Source organism: Modestobacter sp. URMC 112 (assembly GCF_053502575.1).
The window spans coordinates 3,182,337-3,197,747 of the sequence record NZ_CP199957.1; the positions used below are offsets into that span (position 1 = coordinate 3,182,337).

Sequence of the window (15,411 nt, forward strand, 5' to 3'; positions counted from 1 at the left end):
GACCGTGCAGGGGGCCATCGGGGCCCCGGCTGCACCATGCCGGGGCCCTTCGGCGTCCGTCCCGGTACCCGCACCGCCGACAGGAGCGCAGGACATGAAGGTCGCCATTACGGGGTCGTCCGGGCCCATCGGCTCGGCGCTGGCCCCCGCCCTCCGCGCGGACGGGCACGAGGTGATCCGGCTGGTCCGGCGGACCCCGCGCACCGCCGACGAGCACCGGTGGGCCCCGGCGCACCACCGGCTCGACCCGTTGGTGCTCGCCGACGTCGACGCCGTGGTGAACCTGGCCGGGGCGCCGATCCGGCCCCGGCCGTGGACGGCCGCCTACAAGCAGCAACTGCTGACCAGCCGGGTGGACAGCACCACGACCGTGAGCCGGGCGCTCGGCGAAGCTGCCGCCGCCGATCCCGGACGCCCGCGGGTGCTGCTGTCCGGCTCGGCCGTCGGGTACTACGGCGACACCGGCGACCGCCTGGTGGACGAGACCGCCCCGCCCGGGGACGACTTCCTGGCGTCGGTCTGCGTCCAGTGGGAGGCCGCCACCGAGCCCGCCCGTGCTGCCGGGGTCCGCGTCGCGCACCTGCGGACGGGCCTGCTTCTCGCCCGGGGCAGCCTGCTGGCGACGGTCCTCGGCACGGTCTTCCGCCTCGGGCTCGGCGGCCGGCTGGGCAACGGGAGGCAGTACTGGCCGTGGATCAGCCTGGACGACGAGGTCGCCGCGATCCGCTTCCTGCTCACCGCCGACGTCGCCGGACCGGTGAACCTGACCGCGCCGTCGCCGGCGCGGAACGCGGACTTCACCCGGACGCTGGCGCGGGTCCTGCACAAGCCGGCGGTCCTCCCCGTCCCCGGGCCGGTGATCTCCGCGGCGCTCGGCGAGTTCGCCCGGTCCAGCATCCTGGGCGGGCAGCAGGCCGTGCCGGCGGCACTGACCGCGGCCGGCTTCTCCTTCACGCACACCGACCTGGAGGCCGCACTGCGGGCGGTGTTCACCCGCTGAGCTCCGCACCGGCGATCAGCCACTCGCCACCGGTCCGCTGCAGGGTCAGCCGGACGTCCGCCGCGCCCCGGCCCGGCTCCTCCCGCACCGGCGCCGCAGCCGTCCCCCCGGCCACGATCCGATGGCGGGGCACCTCGTCGACGAGCTGCACCACCACCCGCTCGCCGTCGGCGGCAACCGCCGCCACGCGGACCACCGTCGGCTCGAAGCCGGCCACGGACTGCCCGGCGCGGGCCAGGGTCGCCAACCGGTCGGCGTCCCGTTGCAGCAGCGGGCTCCCCGGCGCGTACAGCCGCGACAGCAGGGCCGCGTCCGCATCGGCGTAGGCCCGCGCCCGGTGCCGGTACAGCTCCTGCACCAGCGCCGCCCAGCCGTCCAGGTCGTCCGTCGCCGGGTCGGGCGCGGCCGTGTCCGCCGGTGCCGTGTCCGCCGGTGCCGTGTCCGCCGGTGCCGTGTCCGCCGGTGAGCCGTGGGGCGAGGGCGCGGGGACTTCGGACGGACCGGCGGTCGGCCCCGCGGACGACGGCGGGACGGCGGGCTCCGTCACGGCCGGCTCGGTGACGGCGACCCGGGCGGAGTCGGCGGCGGGGACCGGTTCGGCTCCACCCCTCCCCCAGGTGGCACCCAGCCACGCCGCGCCCGCCAGTGCCCCGGCCAGGGCGAGCAGCGCGGCCGCCGACACCGCCACCCGACGCAGCAGCGGTCCCCCAGCGGCGACCGCGTCGGCCGGCGGGAACAGCCGCGCCGCCCGCGGGGCCAGCGCCTTGCGGAGGCGGGCCAGCCGCCCGGCCGGGACCGGCGCGGCGTGCGCTGAGCGGCCCCGCGCCCCGGGCACCTGGTGGGTCAGCTCGGTGCGGGGTCCGCGGCCGGTCTCCCCGAGGACCTCGTCGGGGACCCCCGGGACGGGCAGCCGCACGGGCTCCGGTCGGCAGGCGTGCCGCAGGTCGAGCGCGAACGCGGCGGCGCTGCCGCGCAGGTGCGGCTCCGCGGACAGTCCCCGCAGCACGACCCGGACGAGTTCGCCGGGTGCGTCCGGAGCGAGCAGGGCCAGGTCGGGCAGCCGCCCCGCGGCGGCGACGCCCAGGGTGCCGCCGGGGTCGGCCGCGTTCCACGGGGCGATGCCGGTCAGGGCGTGGAAGGCAGCCGCCGCCACCCCGAAGACGTCCGACGCCGGGCCCGGCGCACCCCCGCGGGCGACCACCGGGTCGACGTACGCGGGGGTGACACCCGCGCGGACGTCCTCACCGACCAGCCGTGCGGTGCCGAGGTCGGTGAGCACCGGCCGGCCCTCCGCAGTGAACACGACGTTGCCCGGGGACAGGTCACCGTGCACGATCCCCCGCTCGTGCGCCTGCGCCAGCGCGGCGGCGACCGGGGCAATGGCGGTCACCACCTCTCCCGGGCGCAGACTCCCCCGGCGGGCCAGCAGAGTGGCCAGGCTGCCGCCGGCGAGCAGGTCGAGCACCAGCGACACCTCGGCAGGTCCGCCGCGCACCTCGCGGCGCACCACCTCGTGCACCCGCACCAGGTGCGGGTGGTCCAGCTCGGCGAGCAGCGCGGCCTCCCGCACCTGACCGGCCGGGTCGCCGCGGACCAGCACCTTGACCGCCACCGGGGCACCACCGCGGCGCGGCCGGGCCCGCCACACCTGACCCGAGCCGCCCCTGCCGAGCAGCTCCTCGAGGACGTAGCCGGGCACGACGGGTGCGGCCTGCGGGACCGGGTCGACGGGCATGCCAGGACGGTAGGACGGGCCGGCGCGCCCCCGCGGGCGTCGTCCACAGGCGGGGTGCCGTCCACAGCTCCGCGCCCCGCGAGGTGCCGCCCCGGCCCGGGACCTAGGTTCGGGGGCATGCCACTCCCCTCCCGTGCCCAGGTCGTCGTCGTGGGCGCCGGGCTGGCCGGCCTGTCCGCGGCGGTCCGGCTGGCCGAGGCCGGACGCGACGTGCACGTCGTCGACGCCGCCGGGCACGCCGGGGGTCGGCTGTCCACCGAACGGATCGACGGCTTCCTGGTCGACCGCGGCTTCCAGGTGCTCAACACCGGCTACCCGCGGGTGGCCGACCTGGACCTGGCGGCGCTGGACCTGGGCTGGTTCTGGACCGGCGCGGTCGTCCGGGTCGACGGCCGGGCGCACCGGGTCGTCGACCCCCGCCGGCACCCGACGGCCGCCTGGGACACCGTCCGGACGCCGATCGGCGCGCTGCTCCGCAAGGCGGCCATCGGCGCCTTCTCCGCCCGGGCCGGCTACACGCCGGTCCACCGGTTGCTGTCCGCGCCCGAGCGGACCGCCGAGGAGTCGCTGCGCGCGGCCGGGGTCGGCGACCTGGCCCTGGAGCGCTTCTTCCGGCCCTTCCTGGCCGGGGTGCTCCTGGAGTCGGAGCTGGCGACGTCCAGCCGGTACCTGGACCTGGTCTGGCGCAGCTTCGTCCGCGGCCGGGTCGGGCTGCCGGCGGCCGGGATGCAGTCGATCGGCGGGCAACTGGCGGATCGGCTCCCGGCCGACCGACTGCACCTGCACACCCGCGTCGAGGAGGTGCGGAGCGGGACCGTGCGGACGGCGACCGGCACCACGACCGTGGACGCCGTCGTGGTGGCCACCGACCCGGACACCGCCGCGGCCCTGCTCCCGGGCGTCCGGGCCGCGGCGCCGCGGCAGGTCACCACGCACCTGCACGTGCTGCCGGCCTCGCCCTGGCGCGAGCCGCTCGTCGTGCTCGGCGAGCCGGGCGGCCGGCTGGTCAACACGGCCGTGGTCACCGACGCCCAGCCGGCGTACAGCCCCGACGGCCGTGCACTGCTGGCCAGCTCGACGCTCGCGGTGACCACCGAGGCGGAGGTGCGCGGGGAGGTCGCCCGGGCCCACGGGGTGTCCGCCACCGACCTGGAGCACCTCACCAGCGTCACGGTGACCGGCGCGCAGCCGGCCGCCACTCCTCCGCTGCAGCACCGCCGCCCGGTCGACCTGGGTGAGGGGGTCTTCGTCTGCGGGGACCACCGCGACACCCCCTCCATCCAGGGCGCGATGGCCAGCGGTGCGCGCGCCGCCCGGGCGGTGCTCCGCCGGCTGACCGCGCAGTCCGCGACCGCCCAGTCCCCGACCGCGCAGTCGCCGCCCACGCAGTCCCGGACCGGGCAGTCCCCCACCGGCCGGGACGGCGGCTGATGCCGGCCACCCGGCCGACGGTGCTGGCCACCAGCACCGGCCTGGACAGCCGCGGTCGCGGCCCCTACGACTGGGCGCCCGGTCCGGTGTTCGATCTCGCGTTCGAGCTGGCCGGCGCACCGGCGAGGCCGCGGATCTGCTACCTCGGCACGGCCACCGGCGACGACCCCACCCGCATCGCCGCGTTCCACGGCGCCTTCGCCGGCCGCGACGTGGCCGTGTCCCACCTCAGCCTCTTCCCGATGCCCACGGTCGCCGACGTCCGGGGTCACCTGCTCGGCCAGGACGTCGTCTGGGTGGGCGGCGGCAGCGTGGCCAACCTGCTGGCCGTGTGGCGGGTGCACGGTCTGGACGAGGTGTTCCGGGAGGCCTGGCGGGCCGGGGTGGTCCTGGCCGGGGTCTCGGCGGGGTCGCTGTGCTGACACGTCGGCGGCACCACCGACTCCTTCGGCCCCCAGCTCCGCCCGGTCACCGACGGCCTTGGCCTGCTGCCGTACAGCAACAGCGTGCACCACGACTCCGAGCCCGGCCGGCGGCCGCTGTACCGGCGGCTGGTGGCCGACGGGACGCTGCCCGCCGGGTACGCGACCGACGACGGGGTCGGGCTGGTCTACCGGGGAACCGAGCTGGTGGAGGCGGTGGCCGACCGCCCCGGCGCGGCCGCCCACCGGGTGGCGCCCGGCCCGGACGGCACGGCGGTGGAGACCCGCATCGAGCCCCGCCGGCTCCGCTGAGCCCGGCATAGGCTTGCGGGCATGAGCGAGCTGGCGGTCGTCCGGGCGGGTCTGGTCCCCTACGAGGAGGCATGGGCCCTACAGCGGGAGGTGCACGCGCAGCGGGTCGCCGGCACCGGCCCGGACACGCTGCTGCTGCTCGAGCACCCGCCGGTCTACACCGCCGGCAGGCGGACCCTGCGGCACGAGCGTCCCTTCGACGGCACGCCGGTCATCGACGTGGACCGCGGCGGGAAGATCACCTGGCACGGCCCCGGCCAGCTGGTGGGCTACCCGATCGTCGGGCTCCCCGACCCGGTCGACGTGGTGGCGCACGTCCGCCGCCTGGAACTGGCGCTGATGGAGGTCTGCGCCGGTTTCGGGCTGGCCACCGAGCAGGTCGAGGGCCGCAGCGGCGTGTGGGTGCGCGCCGACGACCGCGGCCCGGACCGCAAGGTCGCCGCGATCGGCGTCCGGGTGGCCCGCGGGGTGACCATGCACGGCTTCGCGCTCAACTGCGACCCGGACATGGCGGCCTTCAGCAACATGGTGCCGTGCGGGATCCCGGACGCCGGGGCGACGTCGCTGACCGCCGAGCTCGGCCGCGACGTCCCCGTCGCCGAGGCCATCGACCCGGTCGAGAAGGCGGTGCGCGCCGTCCTCGAGCCCGCCCTCGCCCCCTGAAGAAGGACCCCCCTGCCCCCCACCGCTCGCGAGCTCGCGGCGGGGCCCTGCAGGGGGGCCGTCAGCCGAGGACGAAGTTGACCAGGCGGCCGGGCACGGCGACGACCCGGCGCACGGTCGCGCCGTCCAGGTGGCCGGCGATCCGCTCGTCGGCCCGGGCGGCCTCCTCGAGCGCCGCGGCGTCGGCGCCGGCCGGCACGGACACCTGCGCCCGGACCTTGCCGTTGACCTGGACGGCGACCTGCACCGTCTCGTCGACCAGCCAGCGCGGGTCGGCGACCGGGAACTGCTCCCAGGCCAGCGAGTCCGGGTGGCCGCACCGCGCCCACATCTCCTCGGCCACGTGCGGCGCCAGCGGGGCCAGCACCAGCACGAGCGGTTCGACCACCGACCGCGGCACGGCCGAGCCGGGCGGGTAGGCCGCGGTCAGGTGGTTGGTCAGCTCGGTGATCCGGGCGATCGCGATGTTGAACCGCAACGTGGTCATGCCGTCCCGGACCGCCTCGATCGCCCGGTGCAGGGCCCGGCGGGTGGCGTCGTCCGGCTCGACGTCCCCGGCCCGCACCTCGCCGGTCTCCTCGTCGACGACCACCCGCCACACCCGCTGCAGCAGGCGCTGCGCGCCGACCACGGCCTTGGTCTCCCAGGGCCGGGACTGGTCCAGCGGGCCGGTGGACATCTCGTACACCCGGAACGTGTCCGCGCCGTACGCGGCGATCATCTCGTCGGGGGTCACCACGTTCTTCAGGCTCTTGCCCATCTTCCCGTACTCGCGGCCGACCGGGACCCCGTCGTGGAAGAATCGCCCGTCCCGCTCCTCGACCTCGGCGGCGGGGACGTAGAACCCGCGGGCGTCGGTGTAGGCGTAGGCGGAGATGTAGCCCTGGTTGACCAGCCGCCGGAACGGCTCCTCGCTGGACACGTGGCCCAGGTCGAACAGCACCTTGTGCCAGAAGCGGGCGTACAGCAGGTGCAGCACGGCGTGCTCCACCCCGCCGACGTACAGGTCGACCCCACCCACGTCGCCGTCGCGCTGCGGGCCCATCCAGTACCGCTCCAGCTCCGGGTCGACGAAGCGCTGGTCGTCGGAGGGGTCCAGGTACCGCAGGTAGTACCAGCACGACCCGGCCCAGTTGGGCATCGTGTTGGTCTCGCGCCGGTAGGTCCTGGGTCCGTCGCCCAGGTCCAGGGTCACCGTGACCCAGTCCGCCGCCCGGGACAGCGGGGGCTCGGGCGCGGAGGTCTCGTCGTCGTCGGCGAACGTCTTGGGCGAGTAGTCGTCGACCTCGGGCAGCAGCACCGGCAGCATCGACTCCGGGACGGCGACGGGCAGGTCGTCGGCGTCGTAGACGATCGGGAACGGCTCGCCCCAGTAGCGCTGCCGGCTGAACAGCCAGTCGCGCAGCTTGAACGTGGTCGTCGCCTCGCCGTGCCCGTGCCGGACCAGCCAGTCGGTCACCGTCTCGATCGCCGCGGCCTTGTCCAGGCCGTCCAGCGACAGTCGCTCGTTCGAGGAGTTGATCATCGGTCCGGTGCCGGTGTACGCGCCGCCGGCGAAGTCGGCCGGGGGCTGCACGGTCCGCACCACCGGCAACCCGAAGGCGTCGGCGAACTCCCAGTCGCGGGTGTCCTCGCCCGGGACCGCCATGATCGCCCCGGTGCCGTACCCGGTCAGCACGTAGTCGGCGATGAACACCGGCAGGTCCGCCCCGGTCACCGGGTTCACCGCGGTCGTCCCCAGCCAGACGCCGGTCTTCTCCCGGCCCTCGGCCTGGCGGTCCAGCTCCGACCGCCGGGAGGCCTGCCGCTGGTAGGCGTCCACCGCCTCGGCCGGCGTCGCCGCGCCCGAGGTCCACCGGGGGTCGACCCCCTCGGGCCACTCGCCGGCGGTCAGCGCGCCGACCAGGGGGTGCTCGGGGGCCAGCACCAGGTAGGTGGCGCCGAACAGCGTGTCCGGCCGGGTGGTGAAGACCTCGACGGTCTCGCCGGAGCCGGCCGCGAAGCGGATCCGCGCGCCGGTGGACCGGCCGATCCAGTTGCGCTGCATCAGCTTCAGCGACTCGGGCCATTCCAGCCGGTCCAGGTCGTCCAGCAGACGCTCGGCGTAGGCGGTGATCCGCATCATCCACTGGGTCAGCGGACGGCGGAACACCGGGAAGTTGCCGCGCTCGGACCGCCCGTCGGCGGTGACCTCCTCGTTGGACAGCACCGTGCCCAGCCCCGGGCACCAGTTGACCGGTGCCTGGTGCCGGTAGGCCAGCCGGTGCGCGTCGACCACCCGGCGGCGCCCCACCTGGTCCAGGTCGGCCCAGCGGCGCCCCTCGGGCAGGGTGCCCGGCGCCGGTTCCCGGGCCCCGGCGTCCAGCTCGGCGACCAGGTCGGCGATCGGCCGGGCGCGCCCACGGCCGCCGTCGGCCGCGGGGTCGAACCAGGACCCGAACACCTGCTCGAAGATCCACTGGGTCCACCGGTAGTAGCCCGGGTCGATCGTGGCGAAGGTGCGCCGGGTGTCGTGGTCCACGCCCAGCCGGCGCAGCTGCCCGGCGATCGCGGCGATGTTGGCCTCGGTGGTGACCCGCGGGTGCTGACCGGTCTGGACGGCGTACTGCTCCGCGGGCAGGCCGAAGGCGTCGTAGCCCATCGGGTGCAGCACGTTGCGCCCGTCCATCCGCAGGAACCGGCTGGTCACGTCGGTGCCCAGGTAGCCCAGGGGGTGCCCGACGTGCAGCCCGGCGCCCGAGGGGTACGGGAACATGTCCATCACGAACGCCTTGGGCCGGTCGGCGACCCGCTCGAAGCCCTCGCTCAGCGGGCCGACGGGGTTGGGCGTGTGGAAGGTGCCCTCGGCGTCCCAGCGGTCCTGCCAGGCGAGCTCGATCGACTGCGCCAGCGCCGGGGTGTAGCGGTGCGGGGGCACCCCGTCCGCGGTCGGCTCGGGGTTCGGCTGGCTCATCGTGGGCGCTCCTGGGGGTCCGTACCGGCGGCGGGCAGAAAAAAACCCCTCACGCAGGAGGGGTCGCCGTGCTGTCTGATCGGATCAGGTCAGCACGGCCGGGAAAGCAGGAGCCCGCCGGTCATGGGGGGAGCTTAGCGCGCGGGCGCGGTCGGGACCCGCGGATTGCCGGCTCGGGTGGCGGGGCCCACCGGCGGCGCCTCGTCTCCCGCGACCAGCCCGGGCACCACAGCACCCGCGTCGGGCACCGCGCGCCACTCCCCCGCCGTCGACCCGGGCACGGGCCCGGACGAGGTGCCGAGGGGGCTGCCACCGCCCGCCTGACCTGCGGCGGGAGGAGCCTCCACGATCGTCCGGGCGCGTCGCGCCCCGCTTCCCGTAGTCTGCGCCGACGCAGCTGTGCGTGGACGCGCCGGGCCGATCACCGTCGCGGTCACGTTTGTCCGTCCGGGAGCCGGGGCATCCCCCAACACCCGGCGTTCAGCAGCAGCGCCGATCCGCCGCAGGTGAGCGGAACGGCTGCGCGGCCGGAAGTACGACACCGGTGACGATCCAGGACCGGCGCCCGCCCGGGCGCAACGGCCGGATCGGCACCACGGAACCGGAAGAGCAGGCACCGCGGTCGCCCCAGCGACCGACGCCGTGCCGCCCGGGGACACACCGTCGTCGACACCGCCGCGCGACCGTGACCGCCGATGCGTCGGCCGACGTGTGGAGGACCACGATGGACGAGCACGCCCGCACGCCGCTGCACCCCCGCACGACCACCGCCGGCCGGACGGTCCGCCCGACCCCTCTGCCGCTGAGCGAGCGGACCCTGGCCCGGCACGCCGCGCGGGTCCGCGTCCCCGGCTACGACCGCAGCGCGCTCACCCCCGCCGTCGTCCACTTCAGCGTGGGCGGGTTCCACCGCGCGCACCAGCTGGTGTACTTCGACGACCTCGCCGAGCTCGGCGAGACCGGGTGGGGCGTGGTGGGCGTCGGCCTGCGCTCCCCGGCGATGCGCGACGCCCTGGCCCCGCAGGACCACCTCTACACGGTGGTCGAGCGCAGCCGCGCCGGCGAGCGCGCCCGGGTCGTCGGCTCGATGGTCGACTACCTGTTCGCCCCGGACGCCCCCGAGGCCGTGCTCGCCGCCCTCACCGACGAGCGCACCCGGCTGGTGACCATGACGGTGACCGGCACCGCGTACCGGATCGACCGGCGCACCGGCGAGTTCGACCCGGACGACGACGACGTCCGCGCCGACCTGGACGACCCGCACCACCCGCGGTCGCTGTTCGGCTACCTGGTGGAGGCGCTGGACCGCCGGCGCCGGGCCGGGCAACGGCCGTTCACCGTGCTGTCCTGCGACAACATGCAGTCCAACGGCGAGACCGCCCGGGCCGCGGTCGTGGGCTTCGCCCGGCTCCGGGACGAGGTGCTGGCCCGCTGGATCTCCGACTCCGTCGCCTTCCCGGGGAGCATGGTCGACCGGATCACCCCCTCGACCAGCATCGAGGACCGGGCCGACGTCGCCCGCCGGTTCGGGGTGGACGACCGGTGGCCGGTGATCACCGAGCCGTTCTCCCAGTGGGTCATGGAGGCCGCCTTCTGCAACGGCCGGCCGCCCCTGGAGCAGGTCGGCGTGCAGTTCGTCCCCGACGTCGGTGCCCACGAGCTGGTGAAGACCCGGCTGCTCAACGGCAGCCACTCGGCGCTGGGTCACCTGGGGTCCCTGGCCGGGCACGTCCGGATGGACGAGGTGATGGCCGACCCCGACCTCGGCCGGTACGTCGCCCGGCTGATGGCCGAGGAGATCGCCCCGCTGCTGCCCGTGCCCGAGGGCGTCGACCTGGACGACTACCAGCGCTCGCTGCTGCAGCGGTTCGCCGACCCCGCCCTCGCCGACCGGCTCGACCGGCTGTGCCGCCGCGGCTCGTCGAAGGTCCCGCTGTACCTGTTGCCGACCCTGCGAACGGCGCTGGCCGGCGGGCACCCCTCGGAGCTGCTCACCCTCGCCGTCGCCGGCTTCTGCCGGCACCTGCGCGGGGTGGACGCCACCGGGCGGCCGCTGCCGCTGGCCGACGACCGGGCCGAGGAGTTGCAGGAGCTCGCCCTGGCCGGCGGCACCGACCCGCGCCCGCTGCTCGGCGTCCGCGCGGTCTTCGGCGACCTCGGCGACTCCCCGGAGTTCGTCGAGGCGCTCACCGCCGCGCTCCAGCAGCTGGACCGGGACGGCGTCCGGGCCACCCTGGCCGCCCGGCTGGACACCTCCCGCGACCGCCGTCCCGCCCGGGACGCCGGCCCCGGCGTCCCCCTTCCCCACGTGGCAGCCGGCACCCCGGCCGCGGCGACCGCGCTCCCCGCGGTCGCCGACGACGCGCTGCTGCCCGCATGAGGCCCCCGTCCCACCGACCCCCCCGAGGAGGCTCCCTCTGATGCCCGAGATCCCCCCCGAGCGCCTCGCCCGCCTGCAGGCGCTGCTCTGCGACGCGGACGGGAACCTGTTCCCCTCCGAGGAGCCGGCGTTCGTCGCCTCCGCCGAGGTGACCAACCGGTACCTCGCCGCGCTGGGCAGCCCGCAGCGCTTCACCGCCGAGGAGCTGCGGCTGGCCACGACCGGCAGGAACTTCCGGACGACGGCCGCCGACCTGGCCGCCGCCGCCGGGGTCCCCCACCCCGACCTCGAGCCGTGGGTGGCCGAGGAGAAGCAGGCGGTGAGCGACCACCTCGGCCGGGTGCTGACCCCGGACGCCGAGGTGACCGCTGCGCTGACCGCCCTGGGCCGGCACCTGGACCTGGCCGTGGTCAGCTCCAGCGCGCTCACCCGGCTGGCCGCCTGCTTCACCGCGACCGACCTGGACGACCTGCTCCCGGCCGGCGCCCGGTTCAGTGCCGAGGACTCCCTCCCCACCCCCACCGGCAAGCCGGACCCCGCGGTCTACCTGCACGCCTGCGCGCAGCTCGGGATCTCCCCGGACCAGGGGCTCGCCGTCGAGGACTCGCTGCCCGGCGCGTTGTCGGCCGTCCGGGCGGGATGCCCGACCGTGGGCAACCTCCGCTTCGTGGCACCGGCCGAGCGGGCCGAGCGGGAGGCCCGGCTGCGGGAGGCCGGCGTCGTCGCCGTCGTCTCGTCGTGGCAGGAGCTCACCGACCTGCTGCTGCCCGGGCTGCAGCGGCGCGCCGCCGACGGGCTGGCCGTCGCCGGGGCAGGTGACCGCCGGTGAGGATCGTGTGGAACAGCTTCCGCGGGCAGTACTCCGACAGCCCGCGCGCCCTCTTCGAGGCCCTCCGCGAGCGCGGCGAGGACCACGAGCACCTCTGGCTGACCGCACCGGGCCGCGTCGGTGACCACCCGGCCGACGTGGCCACGGCGGAGCTGGCCAGCCCCGCCGCCCGGGCCGCCCTCGAGGCCGCCGACGTCGTCGTCTCCAACGACCACATCGGCTTCGACTGGGACAAGCGGCCGGGCACCACGTACCTGCAGACCTGGCACGGGACGCCGCTCAAGCGCATCCACAACGACGTGCTGTGGGCCCCGGAGGGCCGGCTGGCCTACCTGGACACCGAGATCGCCCGGTGGGACGCGCTGCTCTCGCCCAACGCGGTCAGCACCCCGCGGTTCCGGAAGGCCTTCGGGTTCACCGGCCCGGTGCACGAGACCGGCTACCCGCGCAACGACCTGCTCAACTCCCCGGACCGGGACCGGATCAGGGCCGACGTCCGGGCGCAGCTGGGCATCCCCGACGGGGCGACCGCCGTGCTCTACACGCCCACCTGGCGCGACGACCTCGTCTTCGCCGAGGGGGGCGGTCCGCAGCACACCTTCCCGCTGGACCTGACCGAGTTCGCCACGGCACTGGGCGAGGACCACGTGCTGCTGCTCCGGCTGCACTCGATGGTGGCCGACCAGCTGGAGTTCCCCGAGGGGGCGGTCCGGGACGTCTCGCGCTACCCGGACATCCGCTACCTGTACCTGGCCGCCGACGTCCTGGTGACCGACTACTCCTCCACCATGTTCGACTTCGCGGTCACTGGGAAGCCGATCCTGAACTTCACCTACGACCTGGACTACTTCCAGAACGAGCTCCGGGGCTTCTACTTCGACCTCGCCGAGGCGGCCCCCGGACCCCTGCTCAGCACCAGCGACGAGGTGCTCGCCGCGATCGCCGAGCTGGCCCGGACCCCGTGGGTCCCGACCGACCGGTACCTGGACTTCCAGCGGACGTTCTGCTCGCTGGAGGACGGGCACGCGACCGACCGCGTGCTCGACCTGTTCTTCCCCGCGACCCGCCCCGCCGGGGGGTCCGACACCGTCCGCACGACCACGACCGAACCGAGGAGATGAGCATGCGCACTGCTGACCCGATCCTGACCGGGAACCGCGATCGGCGGTCGCGCGGAGCCGCCGGCCGCCGGTCGTCCGACGTCCGCACGCCCCAGGTCGTGATCCTCGCCGCGGGCATGGGCACCCGGCTGGGCCGGACCCTGCCCAAGCCCCTGACCCCGCTGACCGACGGCCGCAGCATCATGCAGCAGCAACTGGACGGCATCCGGGCCGTGTACGGCGACGCCACCCCGGTGACCGTGGTGGTGGGCTACCGGGCCAAGGCCGTGATGCGGGCCCAGCCGGAGCTGGTGTTCGCGTTCAACCCCGCCTTCGACCGCACCAACACCTCCAAGAGCCTGCTGCGGGCACTGCGCTCGTCGCAGCCCGGCGGGGTGCTGTGGCTGAACGGGGACGTGGTCTTCGACCCCGCCGTCCTGGACGAGACGACGGCCTTCGTGGCCGCCGACCAGAGCTTTGTGTGCGTGGACACCGCCACGGTCGCCGACGAGGAGGTCAAGTACACCCTCGACGACGACGGCTGCGTACAGGAGCTGTCCAAGACCGTCGTCGGCGGGCTCGGCGAGGCCGTGGGGATCAACTACGTCTCCGCGGCCGACAAGGCCGTGCTGATCGAGCACCTGGCGGCCTGCGAGGACACCGACTACTTCGAGCGCGGCATGGAGACCGCCATCCAGCAGGCCGGGCTGCGGTTCCGGCCGCTGGACATCTCCCGGTTCTCCGCGGTCGAGGTGGACTTCCCCAGCGACCTGGAGCGGGCCAACACCTGGCTCAGCTCCCGGGCCGTGCTCGAGCCCCTGGACGACCAGCTCGGCTGAGCCGACAGCACCCGTCCGAGGTGTCCCGCCGCCGCCCCCGGCGGCGGCGGGACACCCGGACCCGGGGGTGTGCCGACAGCCGGACACGGGCAGGATGACCGGGACGCGATCAACTCGGAGGTGCTGCAGTGTTCCGCAAGAAGAGCCATGCCGAGGCCATCGGTGCCGAGTTGCAGGAAGGGCTCGCGCACATCGGCGCCGCGGTCACCGAGGCGAGACGGGCGACGGCGGAGCAGCTCAAGCCCCAGGTCGACGCCGCGGTCAAGGCCGCGCAGCTGACCTACACGGCGGAGGTGGCGCCCCGGGTGGAGGCCGCGGCCGTCGCGCTCGCCCCCGCCCTGCTGGCCGCCCGCGAGGCCCTGGAGCCCCGCCTCGAGTCGGCCGCGAAGACGCTCGCCCCCCGGCTCGAGGCCGCCCAGCAGGGTCTGGCGCCGCGGCTGGAGGCGGCCCAGAAGCTGTACGAGACCGACGTCGTCCCGCGGCTGGAGGCCGCGACCCGCACGGCGATCGCGAACCTGGAGACCGCCGTCGCGGCGGCCGCCCCGAGGCTGGAGGCGGCCCGCGAGGCCGCGCTGCCGCGGCTCGAAGCGGCCCGCGTGTCGGCGGTCCCCCGGATGGACGCCGCGCTCGAGGCGGCGACCACCGCCGCCACCACCGCGGCGACGGCGGCAGCCACCGCCGCGGCCGCCTACGCGCCCAGGGTGCTCGCCGCCCGGGCGGCCGCCGGGCCGCTGCTGGAGACCGCCCGGGAGAACCTCACCTCCAACGTGGGGGCCGCCCGCGCTCAACTCGACGCCCGCGGTGCGGAACTGGCGGCCGGAGCCGCCGGGCTCGGCGCCGCGGCGGCACAGCAGAGCGAGCGGCTCCGCAGGGACGCCGCGGTCGCGGCCGAGATCGCCCGGGAGCAGGCCGCGCTGCGCGTGGCGACGCTGCGGGCCGCGGCGGAGGCCAACCGGCAGGTGGCCACGGCCAAGGCCGAGAAGCTGGTCGCGCAGGCCGCCACGCTCTCCCGCGAGGCCGCCAGGAAGCGCGCCCAGCTGGACAAGGCGGCCGCGCGGGCCCGCAAGGAGGCCGCGAAGCGGACCGCGGCGGCGGTGGTCACCGTCAAGCGCGGCGTGGGCATCGAGCCCCCGCCGCCGCCCCGCCGCTGGCCGTGGGTGGTGGCCGTGCTGGCCGTCGCCCTGGCCGGGGTCGCCGTGGTGTTCCGCCGCAAGGCCGACGACGACCAGTGGACGCCCGCGCCGACCGGCGACGGACCCGTGCCCAGCTACCGAGAGGACCCCGTGCCCAGCGCCCCGAGCAGCCCCGCCGCCCCCGCCGGCGGGACCGAGAGCCCCCAGTCCCAGTCCAAGACCACCGGTGGTGGCGGCGGCAAGGCCGTCTCCTCGGCGCAGGCCGCGGCCGGGGACGCCACCCCGACCACCAGCGACCTGGGCACCCAGGCGCAGCAGCTCACCCGTGACGACGAGAACCGCAGCTACGGCAACCGGCCAGGCACCGCGACGGGGTCGGGCAACGACTTCGACGCACCGGTGACCACCGCCGGCGGGGACGCCCCCACCGAGGGTCCCGGCGGCGTGGACCCCTCCACCGACTCCACCAACAACACCGACTCCCCCACCGGTCCGGCCGGCACGCCGGTGGCCAACCGGGGCGTCGAGCCCGAGGACGGCAGCAGTCGGGCCTGAGCTCCCGCTCCGGCTCACGACGGGCCCGGTACCGCGTCCCCCGGACGCGGTACCGGGCC

At 76.0% G+C, this 15,411-nt stretch carries 12 protein-coding genes; 10 read left to right on the plus strand and 2 right to left on the minus strand.

Translation table 11 applies throughout. The features are described from left to right. Window positions 1-94 precede the first annotated feature (94 nt). Window positions 95-1,000: a TIGR01777 family oxidoreductase gene (locus ACWIX6_RS14960; RefSeq protein WP_448613226.1), complete on the plus strand. Its 906-nt coding sequence runs from the start codon at window positions 95-97 to the stop codon at window positions 998-1,000. Here the strand turns inward: ACWIX6_RS14960 and ACWIX6_RS14965 are convergent. Beyond that, window positions 990-2,735 (minus strand): protein kinase domain-containing protein, encoded by a 1,746-nt coding sequence (locus ACWIX6_RS14965; protein WP_448613227.1) that lies wholly within the window; start codon window positions 2,733-2,735, stop codon window positions 990-992. The two genes, ACWIX6_RS14960 and ACWIX6_RS14965, sit on opposite strands and share 11 nt — an antisense overlap. A 117-nt stretch (window positions 2,736-2,852) precedes the next feature. On the opposite strand from ACWIX6_RS14965, the gene ACWIX6_RS14970 reads away from it, so the two are divergent. The 4 genes from ACWIX6_RS14970 to lipB all read left to right on the plus strand — a co-directional run bounded on the left by ACWIX6_RS14970 (window position 2,853) and on the right by lipB (window position 5,563). After that, a complete protein-coding gene (locus tag ACWIX6_RS14970; protein WP_448613228.1) occupies window positions 2,853-4,166 on the plus strand; it encodes an FAD-dependent oxidoreductase in 1,314 nt (437 codons plus the stop codon). Continuing rightward, on the plus strand, window positions 4,166-4,588 hold the full coding sequence (locus ACWIX6_RS14975; RefSeq protein WP_448613229.1) for a Type 1 glutamine amidotransferase-like domain-containing protein: 423 nt from the start codon (window positions 4,166-4,168) through the stop codon (window positions 4,586-4,588). Before ACWIX6_RS14970 ends, ACWIX6_RS14975 begins: the two co-directional genes overlap by 1 nt. An 84-nt stretch (window positions 4,589-4,672) precedes the next feature. Then, window positions 4,673-4,900: a hypothetical protein gene (locus tag ACWIX6_RS14980; RefSeq protein ID WP_448613230.1), complete on the plus strand. Its 228-nt coding sequence runs from the start codon at window positions 4,673-4,675 to the stop codon at window positions 4,898-4,900. A 21-nt stretch (window positions 4,901-4,921) separates the two neighbouring features. Then, window positions 4,922-5,563, plus strand: coding sequence for a lipoyl(octanoyl) transferase LipB (gene lipB / locus ACWIX6_RS14985; RefSeq protein ID WP_448613231.1), 642 nt, complete (start codon window positions 4,922-4,924; stop codon window positions 5,561-5,563). A 61-nt stretch (window positions 5,564-5,624) separates the two neighbouring features. Here the strand turns inward: lipB and leuS are convergent, their stop codons facing one another. Beyond that, window positions 5,625-8,516, minus strand: a complete 2,892-nt coding sequence (gene leuS, locus ACWIX6_RS14990) for a leucine--tRNA ligase (RefSeq protein WP_448613232.1) — start codon at window positions 8,514-8,516, stop codon at window positions 5,625-5,627. A gap of 724 nt (window positions 8,517-9,240) precedes the next feature. Between leuS and ACWIX6_RS14995 the strand changes: the two genes are divergently transcribed. From ACWIX6_RS14995 to ACWIX6_RS15015, 5 genes are all read left to right on the plus strand, one after another. Beyond that, window positions 9,241-10,896, plus strand: a complete 1,656-nt coding sequence (locus ACWIX6_RS14995; protein WP_448613233.1) for a mannitol dehydrogenase family protein — start codon at window positions 9,241-9,243, stop codon at window positions 10,894-10,896. A 40-nt stretch (window positions 10,897-10,936) separates the two neighbouring features. Next, window positions 10,937-11,725: an HAD family hydrolase gene (locus ACWIX6_RS15000; RefSeq protein ID WP_448613234.1), complete on the plus strand. Its 789-nt coding sequence runs from the start codon at window positions 10,937-10,939 to the stop codon at window positions 11,723-11,725. Beyond that, the gene (locus tag ACWIX6_RS15005; RefSeq protein ID WP_448613235.1) at window positions 11,722-12,846 is read left to right on the plus strand and encodes a CDP-glycerol glycerophosphotransferase family protein; all 1,125 of its coding nucleotides are present in this window, start codon (window positions 11,722-11,724) and stop codon (window positions 12,844-12,846) included. Before ACWIX6_RS15000 ends, ACWIX6_RS15005 begins: the two co-directional genes overlap by 4 nt. Window positions 12,847-12,848: 2 nt before the next feature. Next, window positions 12,849-13,664: a phosphocholine cytidylyltransferase family protein gene (locus ACWIX6_RS15010; protein WP_448613236.1), complete on the plus strand. Its 816-nt coding sequence runs from the start codon at window positions 12,849-12,851 to the stop codon at window positions 13,662-13,664. 128 nt (window positions 13,665-13,792) lie between these two features. Further along, window positions 13,793-15,352: a hypothetical protein gene (locus ACWIX6_RS15015; protein ID WP_448613237.1), complete on the plus strand. Its 1,560-nt coding sequence runs from the start codon at window positions 13,793-13,795 to the stop codon at window positions 15,350-15,352. The last annotated feature ends 59 nt before the right edge of the window (window positions 15,353-15,411 follow it).

What these genes read in the sequence shown, in the direction of transcription:
- ACWIX6_RS14960 (WP_448613226.1), top strand. Translation starts at nt 95, where the DNA reads ATGAAGGTCGCCATTACGGGGTCGTCCGGGCCCATCGGCTCGGCGCTG.
- ACWIX6_RS14965 (WP_448613227.1), bottom strand. Translation starts at nt 2,735, where the DNA reads ATGCCCGTCGACCCGGTCCCGCAGGCCGCACCCGTCGTGCCCGGCTAC.
- ACWIX6_RS14970 (WP_448613228.1), top strand. Translation starts at nt 2,853, where the DNA reads ATGCCACTCCCCTCCCGTGCCCAGGTCGTCGTCGTGGGCGCCGGGCTG.
- ACWIX6_RS14975 (WP_448613229.1), top strand. Translation starts at nt 4,166, where the DNA reads ATGCCGGCCACCCGGCCGACGGTGCTGGCCACCAGCACCGGCCTGGAC.
- lipB (WP_448613231.1), top strand. Translation starts at nt 4,922, where the DNA reads ATGAGCGAGCTGGCGGTCGTCCGGGCGGGTCTGGTCCCCTACGAGGAG.
- leuS (WP_448613232.1), bottom strand. Translation starts at nt 8,516, where the DNA reads ATGAGCCAGCCGAACCCCGAGCCGACCGCGGACGGGGTGCCCCCGCAC.
- ACWIX6_RS14995 (WP_448613233.1), top strand. Translation starts at nt 9,241, where the DNA reads ATGGACGAGCACGCCCGCACGCCGCTGCACCCCCGCACGACCACCGCC.
- ACWIX6_RS15000 (WP_448613234.1), top strand. Translation starts at nt 10,937, where the DNA reads ATGCCCGAGATCCCCCCCGAGCGCCTCGCCCGCCTGCAGGCGCTGCTC.
- ACWIX6_RS15010 (WP_448613236.1), top strand. Translation starts at nt 12,849, where the DNA reads ATGCGCACTGCTGACCCGATCCTGACCGGGAACCGCGATCGGCGGTCG.